This is a genomic window from Streptomyces sp. NPDC014734, from assembly GCF_043083325.1.
Lineage (GTDB): Bacteria > Actinomycetota > Actinomycetes > Streptomycetales > Streptomycetaceae > Streptomyces.
On the sequence record NZ_JBIBYN010000006.1, the window covers coordinates 205274 to 230461 of the forward strand.

Annotated in this window: 20 protein-coding genes; 9 read left to right on the forward strand and 11 right to left on the reverse strand. The window is 71.3% G+C overall.

Annotated elements, in window-relative coordinates; genetic code table 11:
- Nucleotides 1–23 precede the first annotated feature (23 nt).
- The gene (gene groL / locus ACF1CT_RS13045; protein ID WP_391783866.1) at nucleotides 24–1649 is read left to right on the forward strand and encodes a chaperonin GroEL; all 1626 of its coding nucleotides are present in this window, start codon (nucleotides 24–26) and stop codon (nucleotides 1647–1649) included.
- A 132-nt stretch (nucleotides 1650–1781) separates the two neighbouring features.
- Here the strand turns inward: groL and ACF1CT_RS13050 are convergent, their stop codons facing one another.
- The 5 genes from ACF1CT_RS13050 to ACF1CT_RS13070 all read right to left on the reverse strand — a co-directional run bounded on the left by ACF1CT_RS13050 (nucleotide 1782) and on the right by ACF1CT_RS13070 (nucleotide 7285).
- Nucleotides 1782–2810 carry a hydroxyacid dehydrogenase gene (locus ACF1CT_RS13050; RefSeq protein WP_391783867.1) on the reverse strand — a complete coding sequence of 343 codons (1029 nt, stop codon included), beginning with the start codon at nucleotides 2808–2810 and terminating at the stop codon, nucleotides 1782–1784.
- Between the two features lie 47 nt (nucleotides 2811–2857).
- Nucleotides 2858–3712, reverse strand: coding sequence for a carbohydrate ABC transporter permease (locus ACF1CT_RS13055; protein WP_391783868.1), 855 nt, complete (start codon nucleotides 3710–3712; stop codon nucleotides 2858–2860).
- Nucleotides 3709–4602: a carbohydrate ABC transporter permease gene (locus ACF1CT_RS13060; RefSeq protein ID WP_391783869.1), complete on the reverse strand. Its 894-nt coding sequence runs from the start codon at nucleotides 4600–4602 to the stop codon at nucleotides 3709–3711. The genes ACF1CT_RS13055 and ACF1CT_RS13060 overlap by 4 nt, the downstream gene beginning before the upstream one ends.
- Nucleotides 4602–5930: an ABC transporter substrate-binding protein gene (locus ACF1CT_RS13065; RefSeq protein WP_391783870.1), complete on the reverse strand. Its 1329-nt coding sequence runs from the start codon at nucleotides 5928–5930 to the stop codon at nucleotides 4602–4604. The genes ACF1CT_RS13060 and ACF1CT_RS13065 overlap by 1 nt, the downstream gene beginning before the upstream one ends.
- Before the next feature lie 257 nt (nucleotides 5931–6187).
- Complete coding sequence (locus tag ACF1CT_RS13070; protein WP_391783871.1) at nucleotides 6188–7285, reverse strand: substrate-binding domain-containing protein; 1098 nt, start codon at nucleotides 7283–7285, stop codon at nucleotides 6188–6190.
- 416 nt (nucleotides 7286–7701) lie between these two features.
- Between ACF1CT_RS13070 and ACF1CT_RS13075 the strand changes: the two genes are divergently transcribed.
- Complete coding sequence (locus ACF1CT_RS13075; RefSeq protein WP_391783872.1) at nucleotides 7702–9228, forward strand: right-handed parallel beta-helix repeat-containing protein; 1527 nt, start codon at nucleotides 7702–7704, stop codon at nucleotides 9226–9228.
- 353 nt (nucleotides 9229–9581) lie between these two features.
- On the opposite strand, the gene ACF1CT_RS13080 is transcribed toward ACF1CT_RS13075, so the two are convergent.
- Entirely contained in the window at nucleotides 9582–10355 is a 774-nt protein-coding gene (locus ACF1CT_RS13080; RefSeq protein ID WP_391783873.1) for an SDR family NAD(P)-dependent oxidoreductase, read from the reverse strand.
- Between the two features lie 126 nt (nucleotides 10356–10481).
- Complete coding sequence (locus ACF1CT_RS13085) at nucleotides 10482–11156, reverse strand: MOSC domain-containing protein (protein WP_391783972.1); 675 nt, start codon at nucleotides 11154–11156, stop codon at nucleotides 10482–10484.
- A gap of 203 nt (nucleotides 11157–11359) precedes the next feature.
- Here ACF1CT_RS13085 and ACF1CT_RS13090 point away from each other — a divergent pair, with 203 nt between their 5' ends.
- Nucleotides 11360–12250: a LysR family transcriptional regulator gene (locus tag ACF1CT_RS13090; protein WP_391783874.1), complete on the forward strand. Its 891-nt coding sequence runs from the start codon at nucleotides 11360–11362 to the stop codon at nucleotides 12248–12250.
- Nucleotides 12251–12367: 117 nt separating this feature from the next.
- Here ACF1CT_RS13090 and ACF1CT_RS13095 read toward each other — a convergent pair whose 3' ends face one another.
- On the reverse strand, nucleotides 12368–12706 hold the full coding sequence (locus tag ACF1CT_RS13095) for a WhiB family transcriptional regulator (protein ID WP_391783875.1): 339 nt from the start codon (nucleotides 12704–12706) through the stop codon (nucleotides 12368–12370).
- 443 nt (nucleotides 12707–13149) lie between these two features.
- Here ACF1CT_RS13095 and ACF1CT_RS13100 point away from each other — a divergent pair, with 443 nt between their 5' ends.
- From ACF1CT_RS13100 to ACF1CT_RS13115, 4 genes are all read left to right on the forward strand, one after another.
- On the forward strand, nucleotides 13150–13761 hold the full coding sequence (locus ACF1CT_RS13100) for a response regulator transcription factor (protein ID WP_003948568.1): 612 nt from the start codon (nucleotides 13150–13152) through the stop codon (nucleotides 13759–13761).
- 297 nt (nucleotides 13762–14058) lie between these two features.
- The gene (locus tag ACF1CT_RS13105) at nucleotides 14059–14634 is read left to right on the forward strand and encodes a sigma-70 family RNA polymerase sigma factor (protein WP_093893485.1); all 576 of its coding nucleotides are present in this window, start codon (nucleotides 14059–14061) and stop codon (nucleotides 14632–14634) included.
- Between the two features lie 244 nt (nucleotides 14635–14878).
- Nucleotides 14879–16384 carry an IMP dehydrogenase gene (guaB, locus tag ACF1CT_RS13110; RefSeq protein ID WP_391783876.1) on the forward strand — a complete coding sequence of 502 codons (1506 nt, stop codon included), beginning with the start codon at nucleotides 14879–14881 and terminating at the stop codon, nucleotides 16382–16384.
- Between the two features lie 140 nt (nucleotides 16385–16524).
- Nucleotides 16525–17649 (forward strand): GuaB3 family IMP dehydrogenase-related protein, encoded by a 1125-nt coding sequence (locus tag ACF1CT_RS13115; RefSeq protein WP_391783877.1) that lies wholly within the window; start codon nucleotides 16525–16527, stop codon nucleotides 17647–17649.
- Nucleotides 17650–17750: 101 nt separating this feature from the next.
- On the opposite strand, the gene ACF1CT_RS13120 is transcribed toward ACF1CT_RS13115, so the two are convergent.
- Together ACF1CT_RS13120 and ACF1CT_RS13125 are read right to left on the reverse strand one after the other, a co-directional pair.
- Nucleotides 17751–18425: a hypothetical protein gene (locus tag ACF1CT_RS13120; RefSeq protein ID WP_391783878.1), complete on the reverse strand. Its 675-nt coding sequence runs from the start codon at nucleotides 18423–18425 to the stop codon at nucleotides 17751–17753.
- A gap of 105 nt (nucleotides 18426–18530) precedes the next feature.
- Nucleotides 18531–19793, reverse strand: coding sequence for a nucleotide sugar dehydrogenase (locus tag ACF1CT_RS13125; protein ID WP_391783879.1), 1263 nt, complete (start codon nucleotides 19791–19793; stop codon nucleotides 18531–18533).
- A 300-nt stretch (nucleotides 19794–20093) separates the two neighbouring features.
- Here ACF1CT_RS13125 and ACF1CT_RS13130 point away from each other — a divergent pair, with 300 nt between their 5' ends.
- Nucleotides 20094–21800, forward strand: coding sequence for a glycerol-3-phosphate dehydrogenase/oxidase (locus tag ACF1CT_RS13130; protein WP_391783880.1), 1707 nt, complete (start codon nucleotides 20094–20096; stop codon nucleotides 21798–21800).
- A 22-nt stretch (nucleotides 21801–21822) separates the two neighbouring features.
- Here the strand turns inward: ACF1CT_RS13130 and ACF1CT_RS13135 are convergent, their stop codons facing one another.
- A complete protein-coding gene (locus ACF1CT_RS13135) occupies nucleotides 21823–22911 on the reverse strand; it encodes a serine hydrolase domain-containing protein (RefSeq protein WP_391783881.1) in 1089 nt (362 codons plus the stop codon).
- Nucleotides 22912–23032: 121 nt separating this feature from the next.
- On the opposite strand from ACF1CT_RS13135, the gene ACF1CT_RS13140 reads away from it, so the two are divergent.
- Nucleotides 23033–25045: a serine/threonine-protein kinase gene (locus tag ACF1CT_RS13140; RefSeq protein WP_391783882.1), complete on the forward strand. Its 2013-nt coding sequence runs from the start codon at nucleotides 23033–23035 to the stop codon at nucleotides 25043–25045.
- Nucleotides 25046–25188 lie beyond the last annotated feature (143 nt).

The following is a 25188-nucleotide window of genomic DNA, read 5'->3' on the forward strand; positions in this document are numbered from 1 at the left end:
TTCGAGAGGAAAGCTCAGCTCCCATGGCGAAGATCCTGAAGTTCGACGAGGACGCCCGTCGCGCCCTTGAGCGCGGCGTCAACAAGCTTGCCGACACGGTCAAGGTGACGATCGGCCCCAAGGGCCGCAACGTCGTCATCGACAAGAAGTTCGGCGCCCCCACCATCACCAACGACGGTGTCACCATCGCGCGCGAGGTCGAGATCGAGGACCCGTACGAGAACCTCGGTGCCCAGCTGGTGAAGGAGGTCGCCACCAAGACCAACGACATCGCGGGTGACGGTACGACCACCGCCACCGTGCTGGCCCAGGCGCTCGTCCGCGAGGGTCTGCGCAACGTCGCCGCGGGTGCCTCCCCGGCCGCCCTGAAGAAGGGCATCGACGCCGCGGTCAAGGCAGTGTCCGAGGACCTCCTCGCGACCGCCCGCCCGATCGACGACAAGTCCGACATCGCCGCCGTGGCCGCGCTCTCCGCGCAGGACCCGCAGGTCGGCGAGCTCATCGCGGACGCGATGGACAAGGTCGGCAAGGACGGTGTCATCACCGTCGAGGAGTCCAACACCTTCGGTCTGGACCTCGACTTCACCGAGGGCATGGCCTTCGACAAGGGCTACCTGTCCCCGTACATGGTGACCGACCAGGAGCGTATGGAGGCCGTCCTCGACGACCCGTACATCCTGATCCACCAGGGCAAGATCGGCGCGATCCAGGAGCTGCTCCCGCTGCTGGAGAAGGTCATCCAGGCCGGTGGCTCCAAGCCGCTGCTGATCATCGCCGAGGACGTCGAGGGCGAGGCCCTGTCGACCCTGGTCGTCAACAAGATCCGCGGCACCTTCAACGCCGTCGCGGTGAAGGCCCCGGGCTTCGGCGACCGCCGCAAGGCCATGCTCGGTGACATCGCCACCCTCACCGGTGCGACCGTCATCGCCGAGGAGGTCGGCCTCAAGCTCGACCAGGCCGGTCTGGACGTGCTGGGCACCGCCCGCCGTGTGACCGTCACCAAGGACGACACCACGATCGTGGACGGCGGCGGCGAGCCCGGCGACGTCAAGGGCCGGGTCAACCAGATCAAGGCCGAGATCGACGCCACGGACTCCGACTGGGACCGCGAGAAGCTCCAGGAGCGCCTCGCCAAGCTGGCCGGCGGCGTGTGCGTGATCCGCGTCGGTGCCGCCACCGAGGTGGAGCTCAAGGAGAAGAAGCACCGTCTGGAGGACGCCATCTCCGCGACCCGCGCCGCGGTCGAGGAGGGCATCGTCTCCGGTGGTGGCTCCGCCCTGGTCCACGCCGTCAAGGTGCTGGAGGGCGACCTCGGCAAGACCGGCGACGAGGCCACCGGTGTCGCGGTCGTGCGCCGTGCCGCCGTCGAGCCGCTGCGCTGGATCGCCGAGAACGCCGGCCTCGAGGGCTACGTCATCACCTCCAAGGTCGCCGAGCTCGACAAGGGCCAGGGCTTCAACGCCGCGACCGGCGAGTACGGCGACCTGGTGAAGGCCGGCGTCATCGACCCGGTCAAGGTCACCCGCTCCGCGCTGGAGAACGCCGCGTCCATCGCGTCGCTGCTGCTCACGACCGAGACCCTGGTCGTCGAGAAGCCGGCCGAGGAGGAGGCCGACGCCGGTCACGGCGGCCACGGCCACGCGCACTGACGCGTTCTCGCCCAGCCAGTGAGGCCCGGTATCCCGTCGAGGGGTACCGGGCCTCCGGCATGCGCTCCGGTACGTCTGAAGGCCCGCGGCTCCGGCCGCGGGCCTTCAGACGTACCGGACGGGCCGGCGGAATCACGCCGAGTGCGGCAGCACCCCGGCCCGGACCGGGTCGGCGAACGGCTGCCCCTGGACATACCGTTCCAGCTCGTCGAGCGCATGGTCGGCCATCCGGTGCAGCTCGTTGCCCAGTGAACCCGCCACGTGCGGGGTGAGCAGCACGTTCGGCAGCCCGTACAGCGGCGAGTCCGCGGGCGGGACCTCGGGGTCGGTCACGTCCAGCACCGCGTGCAGCCGGCCGGACGTCAGCTCGGGCAGCAGCGCCGCCTCGTCGACAAGGGAACCCCGCGCCGTGTTGATCAGCGTCGTCCCGTCCGCCATGACGGCGAACTGCGCCGCGCCGACGAGGTGGTGCGTCTCCGGGAGCTGCGGGGCGTGCACCGAGACGACCGAGCTGTTCGCGCACAGCTCGTCGAGCGCGGCGAGCCGGACGCCGAGCCGCGCCGCCTCCGGAGCGTCCACGTACGGGTCGTACAGCAGGACGTCCAGGTCGAAGGGGCGCAGCAGTTCGATGACGCGTCGGCCGATGCGCGAGGCGCCGATGATGCCGACGGTCCGGCGGTAGTTGCCGGACGTGTCGAGTTCGGCGAGCCAGTCGTGCTGGGTGCGCAGGGCCCGGTAGCGGTCGGCGGAGTGGAGCACGCGCTTGTTGGCGAGGAGGATCGTGGCGAGCGTGAACTCGGCGACCGGCAGGGCGTTGGCCCCGGCCGTCGAGGTGACGGCGATGCCGCGTTCCCAGCAGACGTCCGTGATGTGGTGCTTCACGGAACCCGCCGCGTGCACCACGGCCCGCAGCCGGGGTGCCGCCGCCAGCACCTCGGCGGTGAGCGGTGTCGCGCCCCAGCAGGTGAACAGGACCTCGGCCTCGGCGAGCGCGGCGGCCACCTCGGGCGAGGGGTCGGTCAGGTCGTGGGCGACGAGGTACGGGTCGGTGCGGGTGAGGGCGGCCAGCCGGGCGCGGTGGTGGTCGGTCAGCAGGCGGTCGGCTATGCCGGGACCCATCGCGAGCAGGGACGTCGGCCGGTTGTCAGTGGCGTGGGGCATGGTGGAACCCGTACTCCTCGGGGCTCGTGGGGGGCTCGTGGGAAGGGTCACTTGACGCTGCCGGCGGTCAGGCCGGCCTTCCAGTGCCGCTGGAGCGAGACGAAGGCGACGATCAGGGGGATCACGGCGAGAAGCGAACCGGTGACGACGAGCGGGTAGAAGCTCGGCTCGCCGTGGGTGTTCGTGTTCCAGGAGTACAGACCGAGGCTCAGCGGGAAGAGCTTGCGGTCCGAGAGCATCACGAGGGGGAGGAAGAAGTTGTTCCAGATCGCGGTGAACTGGAAGAGGAAGACCGTCACGAAGCCCGGCATGATCATGCGCAGCCCGATGGACCAGAAGACGCGCAGCTCGCCGGCCCCGTCGATACGGGCGGCCTCCAGGGCCTCGTTCGGTATGTAGCCGGTGCTGAACACCCGCGCGAGATACACGCCGAACGGGTTGACGAGCACCGGGATCAGCACCGACCAGTAGGTGTTGACCAGGCCGGTCTTGGAGGCCAGCAGGTACATCGGCAGGGCGAGCGCCGTGGTCGGGACGAGCACGCCCATCAGCACCAGGCCGAACAGCTTCTCCTTGCCCCGGAAGTCGTACTTGTCGAAGGCGTATCCCGCGGCGACGCAGATCAGCGAGCAGACGACCGCCCCGACGCCCGCGTACAGGAGGCTGTTGAGGTACCAGCGGAAGTAGACGCCGTCGCCGTAGGAGGCGAGGTTCGACAGGTTCTCGCCGAGGTTGAAGTCCTCGAAGGAGAAGGCGTTGCCCGCGAGCAGACCGCCGGTGTCCTTCGTGGCGGCGGTGACCAGCCAGACGAGGGGGAAGAGCATGTAGACGACGGCGAGCAGGAGGAAGCCGTTGACGGCGGCCTTCGACATCCAGCGGCTGCGGGAGGCGGGGGAGTTCATGCTTTCTTGCCCTTCCGGCCGGTGAAGCGGGTGACGACGAAGGACAGCAGCGCGGCCGTGAGCGCCAGCAGGATGGACGCGGCAGCGGCGAGACCGTAGTCGTTGCGTTCGAAGGCCGCGGTGTACGCGTACATGTTCGGCGTCCAGGTGGAGGAGACGGCGGAACCGGTCCCCTTGTTGAGGATCAGCGGCTCGGTGAAGAGCTGGAGCGAGCCGATGACCGTGAACAGCGCGACCATCACGACCGAGGCGCGGATCAGCGGCACCTTGATGCCGATCGCGATGCGCCAGGCACCCGCCCCGTCGACCGTCGCCGCTTCCAGTACGGAGCGGTCGATGGCCTGCAACGCGGCGTAGAAGATCACCATGTTGTAGCCGAGCCACTCCCACAGCGCGATGTTCACGATGGAGGGGAGGGCGCCCTCGGGGGAGAAGAAGTCGAAGCCGATGCCGCCGGACTCCATGGCGCTGACCACCGGGCTGAGCTGGGGCGTGTACAGGTACACCCAGATCAGCGCGGCGATGATGCCGGGCACGGCGTGCGGCAGGAACAGCGCGAGCTGGAAGAAGCGTCGGGCGCGGGCCAGCGCGGAGTCCAGCAGCAGGGCGAGGGCGAGGGCTCCGACGAGCAGCAGCGGAATGTAGATCAGGCAGTATCCGATGAGTACGCCGAAGCCCTCAAGGAACGCCCGGTCGCCCAGGGCCGCCAGGTAGTTGTCGAGTCCGCTGAAGACGGACTCGGTGCCGCCGAAGCCCAGGCCGGACTGTTTCTCCGTGAACAGGCTGAGCCAGACCGCGTATCCGATCGGCAACACCATGACCAGGGTGAACAGTACGAAGAAGGGCCCCAGCAGGATGGCGGCGGCTCTGTTCGTCCGGGCGCGTTTCATCAGCCTGCGTCCTCGACCTTCAGTCCGCGCTTCTTCAGCTCGGCGACGGTGGCGTCGTGTCCGGCCTTCACCGCGTCCTTGATGGTGGTGGAGCCGCTGGCGACCTTGCCGAACTGGTCCTTGATGGTGGTGTTCGTGGTGCCGGTCGTCGGGCCCCAGTTCCAGTTCCGGCCGATGGACGTCGCGGCGCCCTCGAACACCTGGTAGATGTCCTCACCGCCGTAGAACCCGGCGTCGAAGGACTTCTTGGCCACCGGGCGCAGGGCCGCCGCGGCCGGGAAGGCGCTCGACGTGCCGGACTCGATGCGGGCCTTGATGCCTTCCTCGGTGGTCGACATCCAGGTGGCGAACTCGACCGCGGCCTCGGCCTTCTTGCTGGTCTTGGTCACCGCGAAGGTGGAGCCGCCGAGCATGCCGCTGGCCGGCTTGCCGTCCCAGCTGGGCATCGGGGCGACGGCCCACTTGCCGCTCTGCTCGGGCAGGGTGCCCTTGAGGACGCCCGCGCCCCAGGCGGCGCCGAGGTAGCCGACGGTGCCGTCGTTCTTGAGGGAGTTGGTCCACTCGGGGCTGAACGAGGCGTTCGCGCGGATCAGGTCGTCGTCGAGCAGGCCCTGCCAGTAGTCGGCGACCTTGTTGGTGGCCGCGTCGGCGGTGCTGACCTTCCAGGTGTCGCCCTCGGGCTTGTACCACTGGGCACCGGCCTGCCAGGCCATCGCCTGGAAGGTGGTCGGGTCGTCGGGGAAGAACGTGCCGATCCGGGCCTTCTTGTCGGCCTTCTTGATCTTCTCGGCGGCCTTGCGGAACTCGTCCCAGGTCTTGGGGACCTCGACGCCGTACTTCTCGAACAGGTCCTTGCGGTAGTAGAAGGACTGCGGCGAGGCGTCGAACGGAACGGCCCAGCTCTTGCCGCCGAGCGTGGTCAGTTCGACGGCCTGCGGGAGCAGCTTCTTCTTGACGTCGTCGGTGAAGTACTTGCCGATGTCCTGGAGCGCGCCCTGGCTGACGTACTCGGGGAGCTGCGGGTACTCGATGGAGACCAGGTCGGGGGCGTTGCCCGCCTTCACCGCGTTGGAGATCTTGGCGTAGCCGCCGGCGTTCCCGGACGGGATCTCCTCGTAGACCACCTTGATGTTCTTGTGCGAGGCGTTGAACGCGTCGACGACCTCCTTGGACCCCTTGGCCCATCCCCAGAAGGTGATGCTGACGGGCTTGCCGTCGCTTCCGGTGGAGGCGGTTTCGTCGCCGCTGCCGCCGCAGGCCGTGAGAACGGTGAGGGCGGTGGCGGCGCCGACGACGGCGAGAGAGGTTCTGCTCGAACTGCGGCTCACAGCGAGGCTCCTGAACTGACGACGACATTGGCGTTGGCCGTGATCCTTGGACCAGCCGTGACCGAAGTCAAGAGCGAAAGAGCGATTGATCGAAAAAAGATCAGATAATTTACGTACGGAAGCGGAGGGAATGCCCTGGGCTACGCTGGGGTGACGGGCGGTGGAACATCGTTCCGGCCGCGGCCCCGGACACGCCGTGCCGCCCCCGTGCCACCCTCCCGCCTCCCGCCTCCCGGTTCCCGGCCCGCCCCGGCCCCTCACCCCTGGCCGGCCGGTGCGAGCGGGGCGCCGCACGATTCGCGTACCCGAAGCTGTGGCAGCAGCGTCAGATGCCGCCGCGGTTCGGCCGTGCGCCTGCCGAGCCGTTCCACCAGCAGTTCCGTCGCGTGCCGGCCCACCTCACGCTTGGGCGGGGCCACCGCGGTGAGCGGGGTGTCCGCCAGCGCCGCCACCTCGTCGTCGTAGGCGATCAGCGCCAGGTCGTCCGGCACCCGCACCCCCAGTTCGGCAAGGCGCTGCACGACCTGGATCGCGTCCACGTCGTTGTGGATCAGCGCGGCCGTGGCCACCCCGGAGCGGACCGCCGCGCGCAGGGCCTGCACGGCCTCCTCGAACGCGTCCGGCGCCAGCTCGGCCGGGACGGAGTCGATCACCTCCTGCGGAGCGGGCAGCCCGAGCACGGCCAGCGCCTCCGCGTACCCGGAGCGCACCGCCACGGCGGTCGGGGAGTCGGCGCGGGCCATCAGCAGCGGCGCCCCGTGCCCGAGCTCCACCAGGTGGCGCACGGCGAGCAGCACCCCGTGCGCGTGGTCCGAGCAGACCCGGTCCAGGCCGTCCAGCGGGGAACCGGCGGCGGGCCTGCGCTCCAGCAGCACGGTCGGCACGGGCAACGAGGCGATCCAGTCGCCGAACGCGGCGGGGTCCCCCGGATGCTGCCAGCCCGGCGCCACCAGCAGTCCCTCGGCGCCCGCGGAGAGCAGTCCCTCGGTGCGGGCCTGGTCCTCCTGCGGACGGTAGTCGGAGATCCGCAGGATCAGCCGTGCGCCCGCCCGGGCGGCGGCCTCGTGGGCGCCGCGGATCACCTCGGCGAAGTAGTACGTCGACGAGGGCGCGAGCATGCCGAGGACCAGGCCGCTGCCGCCCGGCCCCGCGGCGGGCGCGGCGGCGTCCCGGGGCCAGGAGACCGAACCGTGGACCCGGTCCAGCAGCCCCCGGCCGGCCAGCTCCTCCACGTCCCGGCGCACGGTGACGGGCGAGACCCCCAGCTGCGAGGCCAGGTCCGAGACCCGGGCCGAACCCCGTTCCCGTACCAGCCCCAGCAGGCGGTCATGACGTTCAGCAGCACTTTCGCGCACAGCGGCAGTCCCCTCGCAGTGTTGTGGCCCGACCCCCGGACCGGCCGGTGCCGGGGCCGTTGTCCGACCCTAGACCAACGTGATCGAACGATGGCAGTTTCGATCATTCAAACGCGATCCATTGACGTTCGATCAATCCGAGTCCAGGATTCCGGCAGTCCGAGTGCGGGATTCCGGCGACACCGGATCGGCCCGTACCGGTTCGTGCCGCGTCGACCCGCCCTGTGCGTCGACCCGTCCCGTCCCGGCGTGTCCCCGGCATGTCCCCGTCCGTTCCCGTCCGTTCGCCGGTCCCCGGACCCACCGACCGATCACCCGATCGCCCGCCCGGCCCCGAACTCGACCCCGTCCCCGACCGATTGCCCGATCCCGTCCCCGACCGCTCGTCCCATCACGACTGTTCGTACGGAGGAATTGTGAGACATCGCGTCACCGCCGCGGCGCTCGCGGCCCTGACGGCCGCCGGTCTGACCGTCACCGGCCAGACCGCCGCACAGGCCGCGCCCCACGGCCGCGCCTTCCACGTCGACTGCGCCGCCGCACCGGCCGGCGCCACCGGCAGCAGGCAGCACCCCTGGACGTCGCTCGCCGAGGCCAACGCCCACACCTACGGCCCCGGCGACCGGCTGCTCTTCAAGCGCGGATCCACCTGCGCCGGCACCCTTGCCCCCCGGGGTTCCGGATCCGCCCGAGCCCCGTTCACCATCGCCGACTACGGCAACGCCGCGGCGCGCGCCCGGCTCGACGGCGCGGGCGCCCACGACGTGGTGCTGCTCGCCGACACGCAGTACGTGCACCTCAAGGCGCTGGAGATCACCAACGCCGACAACCCGGGCAGCGAGCGCAACGGTGTGCGTCTCCTCCTCACCGACTACGGCGTCGCCCGCGGCTTCGACATCTCCGGCCTGTACATCCACGACGTGCGCGGCGGCGACTACAAGACGGTCTCCGGCTCCAGCGCGATCCACATCGCCGTCGAGGGCACCACGAAGGCCAGTTGGTACGACGGCCTGGACATCGGCAACAACCGTATCGAGGACGTCGACCGCGAGGGCGTCTACTTCAAGTCGACGTTCTCCAAACGCGATCTGGTCGGCGAGCAACAGGACCCGAACGTCTACCCGGGCGAGTGGACGCCCAGCACCCGCGTCCGCATCCACCACAACACGCTCACCTCCCTGGCCGGCGACGGCATGAAGCTCGACACCACCAGCGGCGCCCGCGTCGACCACAACCGGATCGACGGCTTCCAGCTCCGCTCGCCCTCCGCCAACGCGGGCATCTGGACCTTCAACACCGACGACACCACCGTCGAGTACAACGAGGTCTCCGGCGGCGGGAACACCCACGACGGCATGTCCTTCGACGCCGACGGCGCCTCGCAGAACACCGTCTTCCAGTACAACTACAGCCACGACAACAAGGGCGGCTTCCTGCTGATCTGCCCGTACAGCGGCGCCAGGACCGTGGGCACGGTGGCCCGTTACAACGTCAGCCGGAACGACGGCGCCCGCCTGATCCAGAACTGCTGGGGCCCGATCCTCGACACGAAGATCTACAACAACACCTTCCACAACAAGGAGCAGATTCCCGGCTACCTCGTCCAGGACGACGCCGGAAGCCCCGCCACCACCCAGCACGAACTGGCCATCAGGAACAACGTCTTCGTCAGCGAGGGCACCGGAGGGTACGCCTTCAAGAACCCGACACCCGGGCTCTCCTTCGACCACAACGCCTTCTTCGGCATCGACATGACCCGCCCGAACCCCGGTGGCATCACCGCCGATCCGAAGCTCCGGGCCGACTTCCGGCTCGGAGCCGGCTCGCCCGCCCTCGCCGCCGGAGCCGTGATCGAGAACAACGGCGGCAAGGACTGGTTCGGCGACAAGGTGCGGCCGGGAGCCCCCAACATCGGCGCCTACGCGGGCCGCGGGGTGCGTTAGGCGGTTCCTTCAACGTGCCGTCGTCCGGCCGCGGTCCGGCCGCGGTCCGGGCCGTGCGGCGGCCGGAAGGGCCCACCGGTCCACCCCGTCGGCCGCGGCGCCGGGCGCTCCACCGGCGACGCCCCTCCCGGTCTCCGGGGCCCGGTCACCACGCCGGGCCCCGGAGACCGCTGGAAGCCGCCGCGGCCGAGAGCCTGGCGGGTGACCTCTGGCCGGGCGGCCACGTCCTGGCACGCACGCCTCCGGCGTCGCCGGAACGGCCGAGCAGCTCCGCCACCGGGCCCTCCCGGCGCCTGGGAATCGCACGCACCATGCCGCGTCCGCTGTCCGGCCGAAGGTCACCCGCCAGGCTCTCACCGCGGCCCGTACTTGCGGCCCGTGGTGGAGGCGACCCCTCCGAGCAGGCCGCGGGGCGTCAGCTTCACGACCCCCATCAGCGCCTTGTACCGCGGATCGGGCACCGAGAGCGACTTGCCGCGCGCCAGGTCCGTCAGGGCGGCGGACACCAGCTTGTCGGCGTCCAGCCACATCCAGCCGGGGATGCTGCCGGTGCCCATTCCGGCCCGCTGGTGGAACTCCGTCCGCACGAAACCCGGGCACAGCGCCATCAGCCGCACCCCCGAACCGGCGAGGTCCTTGGCCGCCCCCTGGGTGAACTGCACCACCCACGCCTTGGACGCGCCGTACGTCCCGCGCGGCACGAACGCCGCCACCGAGGCCACGTTCACGACCCCGCCGCGCCCGCGCTCCCGCATCCCGGGCACGGCGGCCGAGGTCAGCCGCAGCACCGCCTCGCAGTGCACCTTGAGCATGCTCAGCTCGTCGGCCATCGGTACTTCCAGGTACCGCCCCTTGTTGCCGAACCCGGCGTTGTTGACCAGCAGGTCGACCGGGTGCCGGCCATCCGCCAGGCGTTCCTCGACCGAGGCGATCCCCTCGTCCGTCGACAGGTCGGCCGTCAGCACCTCCGCCTCGATGCCGTGCCGGTCGTGCAGTTCGGTGGCCTGCTCGCGCAGCCGCTCCGTGTCGCGGGCCACCAGCACCAGGTTGTGCCCGTCGGCCGCCAGCCGTCGCGCGAAGGCGGCACCGATGCCCGCGGTCGCGCCCGTGATCAGTGCAGTCGTCATGGGCGGCACGTTACGGCCTGGGGGGCGATAGGGGGGCGTGCCCGTCCCCCCTATCGCCCGGGCCGTGACGTGCCCGTCCGGCGGATCACGGCCGGACGGGCGCCCCGGCACAGCCGGCCAGCGGACTCACCCGTCGGCCGTGTGCCGCTCCACGTACGCGAGCGCGGCCCGCAGCGCCTCGGGGTGCAGGGCGTCGCGGGCCGCGAGCAGCCGCGGCAGCAGATCCCGCCGCGTCGTCGACGCCAGGAAGTCGAGCCGCACGGTGACGTCGTGGGCGGGACGGCGCACGATCTCGACCGCGTCCCCGGCCCGGATCTCGCCCGGCTCGATCACCCGTAGGTACGCGCCCGGGGCGCAGGCCCGCGTGAACCGCTTGACCCAGCCCCGCTCGTCGAGATGACCGGCGAACGTCCGGCAGGGGATCCGGCTCGACGACACCTCCAGCACCAGATCCGGGCCCACCCGCCAGCGCTCGCCGATCCTCGCGCCGTTCACGTCCACTCCGGCGGTCGTCAGGTTCTCGCCGAACGCGCCGTTGGGCAGTGCCCGGCCCAGTTCCCGCTCCCAGCCGTCGAGGTCCTCGCGGGCGAAGGCGTACACCGCCTGGTCGCTGCCGCCGTGATGACGCAGGTCGCACACCGCGTCCCCGGCCAGACCGCTGCCGCCGGAGCCCTTCGGGCCGGGGTCGCGGACGCGCACCGGCCCGGCGGCCGGCCGCTTGCCGATCCCCGTCGCGCCGCCGGGCGCGTCCGTGTGCGGGGCCGCCTCGGCGCGGCCCACGTTCACCGTCAGCACCGTCATCGGCACCTTCGCCGACGCTCCGGCCGGGGCGGTGGGCGGCGCCGTCTGCGCGCGTCCTGCCGGTCCGGCCGGGGGTGTGGATTCCGTCGCCGTGCCCGGGGCGGTTCGTTCCATCGGGTTCATGGGAGGAACGTAGCCACAAGGTCCTCAAAGGTGCACGGGAATAGTTCGCTTCACGCCCAAGAGTTGCTTATGGTTGAGGGGTGATCGAAGCCCGCCACCTCCGCGTTCTGCGCGCCGTCGCCACCACCGGATCGTTCTCCGCCGCGGCCCGTGAACTGGGCTGCACCCAGCCCGCCGTCAGCCAGCAGATGAAGGCCCTGGAATCCTCCGCGGGCACCACCCTGCTGATCCGCACCGGACGCGAGATGCGGCTCACCCAGGCGGGCGAGGCCCTCGTCCGGCACGCCTCGGGCATCCTCGCCGGACTCACCGCCGCCGAGGAGGAGGTCGCCGCGATCGCCGGTCTGCGGGCGGGCCGGGTCCGGCTCGTCTCGTTCCCCAGCGGCAGTTCCACCCTGGTTCCCGGGGCCCTCGCGGCGCTGCGCGCGGCCCATCCCGGGACCAGGGTCTCCCTCGTCGAGGCCGAGCCGCCGCGTTCGGTCGAGATGCTGCGCGAGGGCGACTGCGACATCGCGCTGGCGTTCCGGTACGGGGCCTCCGGCGCGGAGTGGGACGACCTGGTCGTGCGCCCGCTGCTCACCGACCGGCTGATCGGCCTCGTCCCCGAGGGGCACCGGCTGTCCGGCTCGGGCGCGGTCGGCGTCGCCGAACTTGCCGACGACTCCTGGATCGCGGGCTGCCCGCGCTGCCGACGCCAGCTGGTGGAGGTGTGCGAGGAGTCGGGCTTCACGCCCCGGATCGACTTCGCCACCGACGACTACCCGGCGGTCGTCGGTCTGGTCGGCGCCGGACTGGGGGTGGCGGTGCTGCCGGAGCTGGCGATCGAGTCGGTCCGCGCCAAGGGGGTCCGCACCGTGATGGTGGAGCCCGCCGTCGAGCGCGAGATCGTCGCCCTGACTCTTCCCGATCTGGCGCAGGTGCCCGCGGTGGCGGCCACCCTGGACCGGCTGTCCCTGGCGGCGGCCCGCTGAGCCGGGCTGCCCGGACGTGCCCGGAGCGCTTCGGCGGTCCCCGGCGGCCGGGTCACTCTGGAGAAACGTTTTATCTGGACGGCGGCGTCGTACCGCGACCGGGCGGGGCGGGGGCCATCAGCCGTGCCCCGACGGGGACGGCACGCCGCCCGACGGCGCCGTCGCCGCGATCAGGCGGTTGCGGGCCCGCCCCATGAGCTCCTCGCGCTCGTCCTCGGTGAGTCCGCCCCACACCCCGTAGGGCTCGCGCACCGCCAGGGCGTGTGCCGCGCACTCGGCGCGTACCGGGCATCGCATACAGACCTCTTTCGCCGAGTTCTCGCGGGCGCTGCGCGCCGCCCCGCGTTCACCCTCCGGGTGGAAGAACAGCGAGCTGTCGACTCCGCGGCAGGCCGCCAACAGTTGCCAGTCCCACAGATCGGCGTTGGGTCCGGGAAGGCGGGAGAAATCTGCCATTGCTTGTCCCCTCGAAACCATGCTGAGTCGGAAACGTCGTAGTCGTCCGGTGTCGTCTGATGTCGTCCGGTGTCGTAAAGGTTGACCGTGCTCATGACATTCACATCCACGGTGCATGTAGATGTAAATATGACTGATTGCGAATCTAGTCACAGACACCAGGAAAAGGAAAGAAAACCCGCTAAATGGGGCACAGGTTTATATGAAGATCCGGTTGATGGCTGGACAATCCGCGTCACTCTCCTCCGTGCACGAGTCCTCACGTAGAGTGCCGAACCCGGCCGTCCGACCCGTAACTCTTTCGAGTGACCGTCGTTGAGAGGGCGGAGGCGGTTGACAGGAAAAGCGATCGGGCAGGTGTCCGAGAGCGTCAACCGCTCAGGTGACGACTTGTAAACAGCCTGGAGGCTCAAGGTGACGCGCATCAGCTGCGGAGGACGGTCATGACATCCGTCCTCGTCTGCGACGACTCCCCGCTTGCCCGAGAAGCGCTCCGGCGCGCGGTCGCGACCGTGCCCGGCGTCGAGCGGGTGACGACGGCGGCCAACGGCGAGGAAGTCCTCCGCCGCTGGGGCGCCGACCGTTCGGATCTGATTCTGATGGACGTACGCATGCCCGGTCTCGGGGGTGTGGAGACGGTCCGGCGACTGCTCTCCGCCGATCCCGGCGCCAGGATCATCATGCTGACCGTCGCCGAGGACCTGGACGGGGTCGCGCTCGCGGTCGCCGCCGGTGCCCGTGGCTATCTGCACAAGGACGCCTCCCGGGCGGAGTTGCGGGCCACCGTCACCCAGGCGCTGGCCGATCCGACCTGGCGGCTCGCCCCGCGCCGGTTGCGGTCGGCCGAGATGGGGGCGGCGCCCACCCTCACCGCGCGGGAGATCCAGGTGCTCGAAGGGATGAGCCACGGTCGTTCGAACGCCGAGATCGGGCGCGAGCTGTTCCTCTCCGAGGACACGGTGAAGACGCACGCCAGGCGCCTGTTCAAGAAGCTCGGGGCCTCGGACCGGGCGCACGCCGTCGCACTCGGCTTCCGCTGGGGCCTGGTCCGCTGACCTGCGGCTGCGGCCGGAGGCCGGTCGCTTCCCCGTCCGTGCTCCGGCGGACGGGGTGTCGCGGTCGCGGCGCGTGGGCCGGGCGCCGCCCCGTCGGCGGTGCCCGCCGCGCCGACGGCGTGTGACGCTTTCCGGCCGATGCCGCATCCTTGAGATGTGGAGTTCCTCGGGAACGATTCGGTCGAGCGGAAGGGGAGGGCGCAGGACATGACTTCCGGCGCACCCGCTCATAACGCTTCGGTGCACAACTACGGACGCGGCGGAGCGGAAGACAAGACTCCGAGGCACCATGGTTCGATGCGCGACGACGAGACGACGGTGATCGGTGCACTGGTGCATCGTGCCGTCGAGGGCGACGCGCAGGCCACGCATGACCTGCTGGCCCACGTCCATCCGCTCGCGCTGCGCTACTGCAGGTCCCGGCTGAACCGTCTGCCCGGTGATGCGCGCCACTTCGTGGAGGACCTCGCGCAGGAGGTCTGCGTCGCGGTGCTGATGGCGCTGCCCCGCTACAAGGACACCGGCAGACCCTTCGAGGCGTTCGTCTTCGCCATCGCCGGCCACAAGGTCGCCGACCTCCAGCGGGCCGCCATGCGGCACCCGGGGTCGACCGCCGTTCCCTCCGACGAGATGCCCGAGCGGCCCGACGACTCGCTCGGGCCCGAGGAGCGCGCGCTGCTCAGCAGCGATGCCGCCTGGGCCAAGAAACTCCTCGCCAACCTCCCGGACAACCAGCGGGAACTGCTGGTGCTGCGGGTCGCGGTGGGCCTGACCGCCGAGGAGACCGGACAGATGCTCGGCATGTCGCCGGGCGCGGTACGGGTCGCCCAGCACCGGGCGCTGAGCAGACTGCGCGCGCTCGCCGAACAGTGAGCGGGGCCCGGCGCGCGGCACGCGCCGGGCACGCGGTGCCGGGCCCGGCGGGGTCGCGCGCCCGGCGCGCACGCGGCGGGCCCGGACGAGGGCCGGGTTCCGTTCGGGATGCGTACGACCGTACGGTTGCAGGTGGAGCGGGAAGCTACGGGAACCCTTGGTGATCTTGCGCGTGGAATGAGACGCCCGCGAAGGCCGTTAGCATGGACATCCGCACCGATCAAGGCCATTTGGGGAAGGTGTCATGACTGCAAACGTCGACGGAGTGCCCGAGAAATTCGCGACGCTCGGGCTGACATACGACGACGTGCTGCTGCTGCCGGGCGCGTCCGACATGGCGCCCGACCAGATCGACACCTCCTCGTACATCTCCAGGAACGTGCGGGTGAACATCCCGCTGCTCTCCGCCGCGATGGACAAGGTGACCGAGGCCCGCATGGCGATCGCCATGGCCCGGCAGGGCGGCGCGGGCGTGCTGCACCGCAACCTCTCCATCGCCGACCAGGCCAACCAGGTCGACCTGGTGAAGCGCTCCGAGTCCGGCATGGTCACCGACCCGATCACGGTGCACCCGGACGCGACGCTGCGCGACGCCGACGAGCTGTGCGCCAAGTTCCGGATCAGCGGCGTCCCGGTCACCGACCCCGCGGGCAAGCTGCTCGGCATCGTCACCAACCGCGACATGGCCTTCGAGTCGGACCGCTCGCGCCAGGTGCGCGAGGTCATGACGCCCATGCCGCTGGTCACCGGCAAGGTCGGCATCTCCGGCGTGGACGCCATGGAGCTGCTGCGCCGCCACAAGATCGAGAAGCTGCCGCTGGTCGACGACGCGGGCGTGCTCAAGGGCCTGATCACCGTCAAGGACTTCGTCAAGGCGGAGCAGTACCCGAACGCCGCCAAGGACAAGGAGGGCCGGCTGCTGGTCGGCGCCGCCGTCGGTGTCGCGGGCGACGCCTTCGAGCGGGCCCAGGCGCTCGTCGCGGCGGGCGTCGACTTCATCGTCGTCGACACCGCCCACGGCCACTCCCGCCTGGTCGGCGACATGGTCTCCAAGATCAAGTCGAATGCCTCCGGCGTCGACGTCATCGGTGGCAACATCGCCACCCGGGACGGCGCCCAGTCGCTGATCGACGCCGGTGTCGACGGCATCAAGGTCGGTGTCGGCCCCGGTTCCATCTGCACCACCCGCGTCGTGGCCGGCATCGGTGTCCCGCAGGTCACCGCGATCTACGAGGCGTCGCTCGCCGCGAAGGCGGCGGGTGTCCCGGTCATCGGCGACGGCGGCCTGCAGTACTCCGGCGACATCGCCAAGGCCCTGGTGGCCGGCGCGGACACCGTGATGCTGGGTTCGCTGCTGGCCGGGTGCGAGGAGTCCCCGGGCGAGCTGCTCTTCATCAACGGCAAGCAGTTCAAGTCGTACCGCGGCATGGGATCGCTCGGCGCGATGCAGACCCGCGGCGACCGCAAGTCGTTCTCCAAGGACCGCTACTTCCAGGAGGGCGTCGCCTCCGACGAGAAGCTGGTCCCCGAGGGCATCGAGGGCCAGGTTCCCTACCGGGGCCCGCTCTCCGCGGTCGTCCACCAGCTCACCGGCGGTCTGCGCCAGTCGATGTTCTACGTCGGCGGCCGCACCGTGCCGGAGCTCCAGGCCAACGGCCGGTTCGTCCGGATCACCTCGGCGGGCCTCAAGGAGAGCCACCCGCACGACATCCAGATGACGGTCGAGGCCCCCAACTACAGCAGGAAGTGACGCGCACCGACGCGACCGAGGGGCGGCCAGGGGCTTCCCGCACTGTCGGTTTCCGACAGGGCGGGGTTCCCGGGACCGCCCCTCCGGCGTGTGTCGGGGATACTGGACAGCGCAGACGTAGAGGGAAAGGCCACACCATCGTGACTGAGATCGAGATCGGGCGCGGCAAGCGCGGCCGCCGGGCATACGCGTTCGACGACATCGCCGTCGTACCGAGTCGCCGAACCCGCGACCCGAAGGAGGTCTCGATCGCCTGGCAGATCGACGCCTACCGCTTCGAGCTGCCGTTCCTGGCCGCCCCCATGGACTCGGTGGTCTCCCCGCAGACCGCGATCCGCATCGGTCAGCTGGGCGGACTCGGCGTCCTCAACCTGGAAGGGCTGTGGACCCGGTACGAGGACCCGCAGCCGCTGCTCGACGAGATCGCCGAGATGCCCGCCGAGGCGGCGACCCGCCGCCTCCAGGAGATCTACGCCGCCCCGATCCGGGAGGAGCTGATCGGGCAGCGCATCAAGGAGGTGCGCGACTCCGGCGTCGTCACCGCCGCCGCGCTCTCCCCGCAGCGCACCGCGCAGTTCTCCAAGGCGGTCGTCGACGCGGGTGTGGACATCTTCGTCATCCGCGGGACGACGGTCTCCGCCGAGCACGTCTCGGGCGCCGCCGAGCCGCTCAACCTCAAGCAGTTCATCTACGAGCTGGACGTTCCGGTGATCGTCGGCGGCTGCGCCACGTACACCGCGGCCCTGCACCTGATGCGCACCGGCGCGGCCGGTGTGCTCGTCGGCTTCGGCGGCGGCGCCGCGCACACCACGCGCAACGTCTTCGGCATCCAGGTCCCGATGGCGACCGCGGTCGCCGACGTGGCCGGGGCCCGCCGCGACTACATGGACGAGTCGGGCGGCCGGTACGTGCACGTGATCGCGGACGGCGGTGTCGGCTGGTCGGGCGACCTGCCGAAGGCCATCGCCTGCGGCGCGGACGCCGTGATGATCGGCTCCCCGCTGGCCCGTGCGACGGACGCGCCGGGGCGCGGCCGGCACTGGGGCATGGAAGCGGTCCACGAGGACGTGCCGCGCGGCAAGCTGGTCGACCTCGGCACCGTCGGCACGACCGAGGAGGTCCTCACCGGACCCTCGCACTCGCCCGACGGCTCGATGAACGTCTTCGGCGCGCTGCGCCGGGCGATGGCCACGACGGGCTACAGCGAGCTCAAGGAGTTCCAGCGCGTCGAGGTGACGGTGGCGGACTCGCAGCACAGCCGCTGACCGCCTCGCGCGCTCAGGGACACGGGCGAGGGCCCCGGAAACCGCTGTCGGCGGCTTCCGGGGCCCTCGCGCATGTCCGGCACCGGGGCGCCGGGCCCGGGCTACGAGCCGGCTGCCTTCTTGGCGCCACCGAACGCGGCGACGGCACCGAGCAGCAGGAAGAGGTAGGTCTTGAAGTCCGCAGCCTCGTTCCACGCCTTCGTCAGGATGTCGAAGTGGTCGATGAACAGCGTGGACGCGGACTGGTTGACCAGGTCGGACAGGATGATCGAGACGCCGATGAGCTGGCCGAGGTAGACGGCGCCCACCGACAGGACGGCGCTGACCACGGGCAGGATCGGGCTGCGGCCGCCGACCTTGCTCGCCGCGAAGCCGACCAGGAAGCCGACGCCGACGGCGATGTAGCCGACCTCGCGCTCGATCGCCCCGGCGATCACGCCGTACAGGAAGGCCGTGACGACCGCCGCGACCAGCGCCGTCAGCAGCCCGAGGCCCACGTTGTCGCGGGCGGGGGCGGGCGGTGCGGGCGGGGCGAACGGCGCGCCGCCGAACGCGGGGGCGGGCTGTCCCGGCTGTCCCGGCTGACCGGGCTGTCCGGGCTGTCCGTACGGGCCGGGCTGCTGGCCCGCGAACGGGTTGCCGGTGGGGGCGCCCGGCTGCTGGTCGGCGTAGGGGTTGCCGGCCTGGGCACCGGGTTGCTGGCCGCCCGCGTAAGGGTTGCCGTCGAAAGGCTGTCCGCCGGGCTGCTGGTTCGGCGGCGGCACGGGCTGGCTCATGGTGGGATCCCCCTGGGAACGGAAGCGCACGAATGTGCGAGATGTGACGCCGCAGGCTAGCAGTCACCTATGACATCGCCCACCAAAATCTTCGGAATCTTCTGCTCACAGCCGGTGCGCGGCCCCCGCAGGGGTCGCGCCCCGGGTGTCCAGCAGGAGCTGGGCCTTCACGGCGAGGCCCTGGAGGTCGTAGGTGCGGTGGTGCTGGAGCAGCACCGTGAGGTCGGCGCCGGCCGCCGCCTCGTACAGCGAGTCGGCGCGCGGGACGGGCCGTTCGCGCACCCGCCAGTCCAGGACGTGCGGGTCGTGGTAGCCGATCTGGGCGCCCATGTCGATCAGCCGGGAGGCGATCTCCCGGGCGGGCGAGGCCTCCTGGTCGGCGAGGTCGGGCTTGTAGGTGACGCCGAGGAGCAGGACCCGGGCGCCGCGCACCGATTTTCCGTGCTCGTTCAGCAGGGTGGCGCAGCGCTGGATCACGTACTGCGGCATCCGGTCGTTGATCTCCTGGGCGAGCGAGACCATCCGCAACGGGTGGCCGGGGGTGCGGCTGTGGTACGGGAGACGGCCCGGGTCGACGGGGACGCCGTGCCCGCCGACGCCGGGCCCGGGGCGGAACGGCTCGAAGCCGAAGGGCTTGGTCTCGGCGCACCGGATGACGTCCCACAGGTCGACGCCGAGGTCGTGGCAGAGCACGGCCATCTCGTTGACCAGGGCGATGTTGACGTGCCGGAAGTTGGTCTCCAGGACCTTCGTCATCTCGGCCTCGCGCGGGCCGCGGGCCCGGACCACCTTGTCGGTGAGCCGGCCGTAGAAGGCGGCGGCGGATTCGGTGCAGGCGGGCGTGAGACCGCCGATGACCTTGGGCGTGTTGGCGTAGACGCGGGTCCGGTTGCCGGGGTCGAGGCGGCCGGGGGAGTAGGCGAGGTGGAAGTCGCGCCCGGCGCGCAGTCCCGATCCCGCTTCGAGGAGGGGCAGGACGTGGTTCTCGGTGGTGCCCGGCTGGACGGCCGATTCCACAAGGACGGTGGTGTGCGGGCGCAGCCGGGCGGCGAGGGCGCGGGTGGCGTCGGTGAGGGCGGTGAGGTCGAGGGTGCGGTCGGCGCCGAGCGGGGTGGGCGCGCAGATCACCGCGGTGCGGACCCGGCCCAGTTCGGCAGGGTCGGTGGTGGGACGGAAGCCCCCCGCGAGCATCCGGCGGACCCCCGAGGCGGTGAGCGCGCCCTCGGCGGGGGTGCGGCCCGCGGCGAGTTCCGCGTGGGCGCGTGGGTCGGTGTCGTAGCCGACGGTCTGGACGCCGGCGGCGACGGCGGCCTGTGCGAGGGGCAGGCCGAGGTGGCCGAGTCCGATGACAGCGAGGTCTGCGGGCATGGGGATGGGCCGTCCTTCCCTCGGACCGGCCGGTTCACGGAGGGCGGCGACCTCATGATCCGGCCGGTACACGACCATGGGGGAGCAGAAAGCGCAACCGCTGGGGACGGTGCGATGTCAGACTAGGCGTAAATATGACCTATATGTCGCATTGTCTGGCCCGTGCCGCCGGGTGTTGTCCACAGGCGGTGGCCGAAGTCGTGGACGGCGGACAGAATCGAGTGGTGGGCAGGGACGTCCGACCGGTCGGTCGTGCCACGTCCCGTGCCGGACCACCCCGATCCACCCCGGGAGGCAGCAGTGAGGACAGCGACACTGGGACCCGCGGAGCGTGCCGAGGCACTCGCCGCCATGGCCGAGCGCGAACTGGACGTACTGGTCGTGGGGGCGGGCGTGGTCGGCGCCGGCACGGCACTGGACGCGGCGACACGGGGACTCTCGACCGGTCTGGTCGAGGCGCGCGACTGGGCCTCGGGCACATCGAGCAGATCGAGCAAGCTGATCCACGGCGGGCTGCGCTATCTGGAGATGCTCGACTTCGCGCTGGTCCGGGAGGCACTGAAGGAGCGCGGGCTGCTGCTGGAGCGGCTGGCCCCGCATCTGGTGAAGCCGGTGCCCTTCCTCTACCCCTTGCAGCACAAGGGGTGGGAGCGGCTCTACGCCGGTTCCGGCGTGGCGCTGTACGACGCGATGTCGGTGTCCTCGGGGCACGGCCGCGGCCTGCCCGTCCACCGCCACCTCTCCCGCCGCCGCGCCCTGCGGGTGGCCCCGTCGCTGCGGAAGGACGCCCTGGTCGGGGCCCTGCAGTATTACGACGCGCAGATGGACGACGCCCGCTATGTGGCGACGCTGGTGCGCACCGCCGCCGGGTACGGCGCCCACGTCGCGAACCGGGCGCGGGTGATCGGCTTCCTCCGGGAGGGCGAACGGGTCGTCGGCGCCCGGGTGCAGGACGTCGAGGCGGGCGGGGAGTACGAGGTCAGGGCCAAGCAGGTGGTGAACGCGACCGGTGTGTGGACGGACGACACCCAGGCGCTGATCGGGGAGCGCGGGCTGTTCCATGTCCGGGCGTCCAAGGGCATCCATCTGGTCGTCCCGAAGGACCGCATCCACTCCTCGACCGGCCTGATCCTGCGCACCGAGAAGTCCGTCCTGTTCGTCATCCCGTGGGGGCGGCACTGGATCATCGGGACCACCGACACCGACTGGGACCTCGACAAGGCCCACCCGGCGGCGTCCAGCGCCGATATCGACTACCTCCTCGAACACGTCAACACCGTCCTGGCCACGCCGCTGACCAGGGATGACGTCCAGGGTGTCTACGCCGGGCTGCGACCGCTGCTGGCCGGCGAGTCGGAGGCGACCAGCAAGCTCTCGCGCGAGCACACCGTGGCGCACCCGGTACCCGGTCTCGTGGTCGTGGCGGGCGGAAAATACACCACGTACCGGGTGATGGCGAAGGACGCCGTCGACGAGGCGGTGCACGGTCTCGACCAGCGGGTGGCCCAGTGCGTCACGGAGGACATCCCGCTGCTGGGCGCGGAGGGCTATCCGGCGCTGTGGAACGCCCGGGCGAGAATCGCGGCCCGGACGGGGCTCCATGTCGCCCGGGTGGAGCATCTGCTCAACCGCTACGGCTCCATGACGGAGCAGATCCTGGATCTGATCGTCGCGGACCCGGTGCTCGGCGAGCCGCTGCCCGCCGCTGACGACTACCTGAAGGCCGAGATCGTCTACGCGGCCTCGCACGAGGGGGCCCGGCACCTCGACGACGTGCTGACCCGCCGCACCCGGATCTCCATCGAGACCTTCGACCGCGGCACGCGCAGCGCCCGGCTCTGCGCGGAACTGATGGCGCCGGTGCTGGGCTGGGACGGACAGCACATCGACCGGGAGGTCGAGCACTACGAGAAGCGGGTGGAGGCGGAGCGCGAGTCGCAGCGTCAGCCGGACGACCTCACTGCCGACGCGGCCCGGCTCGGCGCCCCGGACATCGTGCCGTTGTAGCGCCGCACGGTGGGCGCGCGGCTCACGGGGCCCGGACGGTGGGCGCGCGGGCGCAGAACTCCGCGTCGAGCAGCGCCGTTTCCAGTGCCTCCGCGTCGGCCAGGGCGTCGGTGTCGACGCGATAGGTCAGGACGTGGCGGCCGTCGCGGGTGGCGGCGGTGCGGACGCGGCTGCCCGTGATGTGCCCGTTGTGGCCCCAGACGGTGAGGCCGCAGGAGAGCCGTTGCGGGTAGACGCCCAGTCCGTACACGCCGTGCGTGGCGGTCGTGTCCAGCATGGCCGCCAGCTCGGCGGGCCGGAGGATCTCCCCGCCGAGCAGGGCCGTGTAGAAGCGGTCGAGGTCGTCGAGCGTGGAGATCAGCTCGCCGGCCGCGCCCGCGCCGCGCGGGTCCAGCGCGGTGACGTCGCGCAGGGTGCCGTCGGCCGGATCGCGGGTGAATCCCCTGCCGTGCGGGGAGGGCAGGGTGGTCCGGGCACCGGGCAGGGAGGTGCCGGTGAGACGCAGGGGATTGATGATGCGTCGGCGGATCTCGGTGGCGTAGTCGTGCCCGGTGACGCGCCGGACGACCAGCCCGAGCACGACGTAGTTGGTGTTCGCGTAGGCGTAGTGGCCGGGGGCGCCCGTCGGGCGGTGGGAGAGCGCGACCCGGACCGCGTCGGCGGCGGAGAGGGGGCGGGCGGAGGCGTCGGCGGTGTAGTCGTTCAGTCCGCTGGTGTGGTCGAGCAGGGCGCGCAGCGTGATGCGGCGGCCGTCGTTGCCGTTGCCGCGGATCAGCCCGGGCAGCAGTCGGTCGACGGGGTCCGAGAGCCGCAGGCGTCCCTCCCCGGCGAGTTGGAGCACGACCGCGGCGACGAAGGTCTTGGTGACGCTGCCCGCCCGGAACCGGTCCGCCCTGCGGATACCGGGTCCCGTCGAACGGAACGTGTCGTACGGTGCGGTGGAAGCACGACGGGCCAGCAGTGCCGCGGTGGGAGCACCGCCCCCGGCGACAAACCGGGAGAGGTGGGACATCGCGGGTGTGGGGAACGATTCTTCGGGCAGGGGTGTTGCGCCAAGGCCCAGCAGTGCCAGCAGCAACGGGGCGACGAACAGAGCCCGGAGTGTCGGCATGGCGGAGAACCCCTTTCTCGGGCCACCATCATGGCGGGCCCGCGGACCCGGCACCACTGCCGGTCCCGGGGTGAGGGACAATGAACGCTCTGCCAGGGCGGGTTGATCGCAGAGGGGACGCATGTCGGAGGCGGAGCAGGCACAGGGGCCCCAACGGGACACGGACGGACGTCTTCTCGCGGGGCGGTACCGGCTCGGGGAGGTGCTCGGCCGGGGCGGTATGGGCACGGTCTGGCGTGCCGTCGACGAGACACTGGGCCGCACGGTCGCGGTCAAGGAACTGCGGTTCCCCTCGGCCATCGACGAGGACGAGAAGCGCCGTCTCATCACGCGTACGCTGCGCGAGGCCAAGGCGATCGCCAGAATCCGCAACAACGGCGCGGTGACCGTCTTCGACGTGGTCGACGAGGACGACCGGCCGTGGATCGTGATGGAACTCATCGAGGGCAAGTCCCTCGCCGAGGCCATCCGCGAGGACGGGGTGCTGACGCCGGGACGCGCCGCCGAGGTCGGTCTCGCGATACTCGACGTGCTCCGCTCGGCGCACCGCGAAGGCATCCTGCACCGCGACGTGAAGCCGTCCAACGTGCTGATCGCCGAGGACGGCCGGGTCGTGCTGACCGACTTCGGCATCGCCCAGGTCGAGGGCGACCCCTCGGTCACCTCGACGGGCATGCTCGTCGGCGCGCCCTCGTACATCTCGCCCGAACGCGCCCGGGGGCACAAACCCGGACCGCCCGCCGACCTGTGGTCGCTCGGCGGACTGCTCTACGCCAGCGTCGAGGGCTCCCCGCCGTACGACAAGGGGTCGGCTATTGCCACCCTGACCGCGGTGATGACCGAGCCGCTCGACCCGCCGAAGAACGCCGGTCCGCTGAAGGACGTCATCTACGGCCTGCTCGCCAAGGACCCCGATCAGCGGCTCGACGACGCGGGCGCGCGCGCCCTGCTCAACGACGTGATCCACGCCCCCGAGAAGCCGGCCCCGGTGGTGCCGCCCGCCGAGGCCACCCAGATCATGGCGCTGCCGGGGAAGACCGACGGCGGAGCGGCCAAGGCGGCCCCGGCGTCCGGTGAGCCCGTCGAGGGCGCGCGGGACCGGTTGCGTGGCGCGCTGCGTTCCGTACGGACCGCCAAGGCGGGCCCGTCCGCCGCCGCGGGTGCCGCCGCCGGGGCGGCTGCCGTCCCGCCCCCGCCGCCGTCGGCCACCGCCCCGGCCGTCGGCCCCGGCGCCACCGCGAAGCCGGTCCGGCCCCCGGCGACGACGGCCGGGCGCGCGGCAGCCACCGCCGTGCCGCCCGCGCGTCCGGCCACGTCGCCGGTCGCTCCGCCGCGCGCGTCCATCACGGACGTGGTGCCGCGCCGGACCCTGGCGATCATCGCGGCCGTGATCGTCCTCGCCGTCGTGGCCACCGTCCTCGTGCTCTCCCTCGGCGGGGAGGACAAGAACGACGCGCGGGTCGGCGACGGCAAGGACGGCACGTCGGCCTCGGCCGGAGCCTCGACGGCCGGAAGCTCGCCGGAGACCGACAGCGGCAAGGGCGGCGAGAAGGCCGGGGACGGGGCGGGCGACTCGACCGGCGGCCAGGACAAGGGCCGGGACGGGGACCAGGGCAAGGGGCAGGAGAAGGACGACGCCCCGGCCACCGGGGCGGACGGTCCGAAGGGCGACAAGCTGCCCGGCGGCTACGCGTCCGTCACGAACAAGCAGTACCACTTCGAGATGGCGATGCCCGGGACCTTCCGGTTCGACCACGACTCCGGAAAGAAGTCCGGTGCCATCTACAACGCCGACGGCGGCTTCCCGCGCGTCCAGGTCGACTACACCGATTCGCCCGGCCGCGACGCCGCCGCCGCGTGGAACGCCGCGAAGGGCGGCGTCGCGGCCACCAGCAACGGATACCGCCACCTGGGCGTGAACAAGGTCCAGTACAACGGCTACCCGACGGTCGCCGACTGGCAGTTCGAGCGCACCCAGCAGGGGCAGCGGGTGCGTGTCCTCAACCGCGGCTTCAAGGCCGACGCGAAGCACGGCTACGCGATCATGATCAGCTGCCCGGTGGACGAGTGGGACGGCGACGAGTGCCGGACCCTGCGCGAGACCGCGTTCGCCACCTTCGCACCCATCGACTGACCTGCGGACGCGCAGGGTGCGGGAGCCCGGGATGGACCGACCCCCGCGCACCGCTGCCACTTGCCACGTATCGTGAGAGCCTGAAGACCGTACGGAGCCGGAAAGTCGGTCAATTGCACCGCGAGTGACCGTGATTGATGTGG

Coding starts and splice junctions, on each gene's coding strand:
- groL (WP_391783866.1), top strand. CDS start 24: ATGGCGAAGATCCTGAAGTTCGACGAGGACGCCCGTCGCGCCCTTGAG.
- ACF1CT_RS13050 (WP_391783867.1), bottom strand. CDS start 2,810: ATGCCCCACGCCACTGACAACCGGCCGACGTCCCTGCTCGCGATGGGT.
- ACF1CT_RS13055 (WP_391783868.1), bottom strand. CDS start 3,712: ATGAACTCCCCCGCCTCCCGCAGCCGCTGGATGTCGAAGGCCGCCGTC.
- ACF1CT_RS13060 (WP_391783869.1), bottom strand. CDS start 4,602: ATGAAACGCGCCCGGACGAACAGAGCCGCCGCCATCCTGCTGGGGCCC.
- ACF1CT_RS13080 (WP_391783873.1), bottom strand. CDS start 10,355: ATGACGACTGCACTGATCACGGGCGCGACCGCGGGCATCGGTGCCGCC.
- ACF1CT_RS13085 (WP_391783972.1), bottom strand. CDS start 11,156: ATGACGGTGCTGACGGTGAACGTGGGCCGCGCCGAGGCGGCCCCGCAC.
- ACF1CT_RS13095 (WP_391783875.1), bottom strand. CDS start 12,706: ATGGCAGATTTCTCCCGCCTTCCCGGACCCAACGCCGATCTGTGGGAC.
- ACF1CT_RS13100 (WP_003948568.1), top strand. CDS start 13,150: ATGACATCCGTCCTCGTCTGCGACGACTCCCCGCTTGCCCGAGAAGCG.
- ACF1CT_RS13105 (WP_093893485.1), top strand. CDS start 14,059: ATGCGCGACGACGAGACGACGGTGATCGGTGCACTGGTGCATCGTGCC.
- guaB (WP_391783876.1), top strand. CDS start 14,879: ATGACTGCAAACGTCGACGGAGTGCCCGAGAAATTCGCGACGCTCGGG.
- ACF1CT_RS13120 (WP_391783878.1), bottom strand. CDS start 18,425: ATGAGCCAGCCCGTGCCGCCGCCGAACCAGCAGCCCGGCGGACAGCCT.
- ACF1CT_RS13125 (WP_391783879.1), bottom strand. CDS start 19,793: ATGCCCGCAGACCTCGCTGTCATCGGACTCGGCCACCTCGGCCTGCCC.
- ACF1CT_RS13135 (WP_391783881.1), bottom strand. CDS start 22,911: ATGCCGACACTCCGGGCTCTGTTCGTCGCCCCGTTGCTGCTGGCACTG.
- ACF1CT_RS13140 (WP_391783882.1), top strand. CDS start 23,033: ATGTCGGAGGCGGAGCAGGCACAGGGGCCCCAACGGGACACGGACGGA.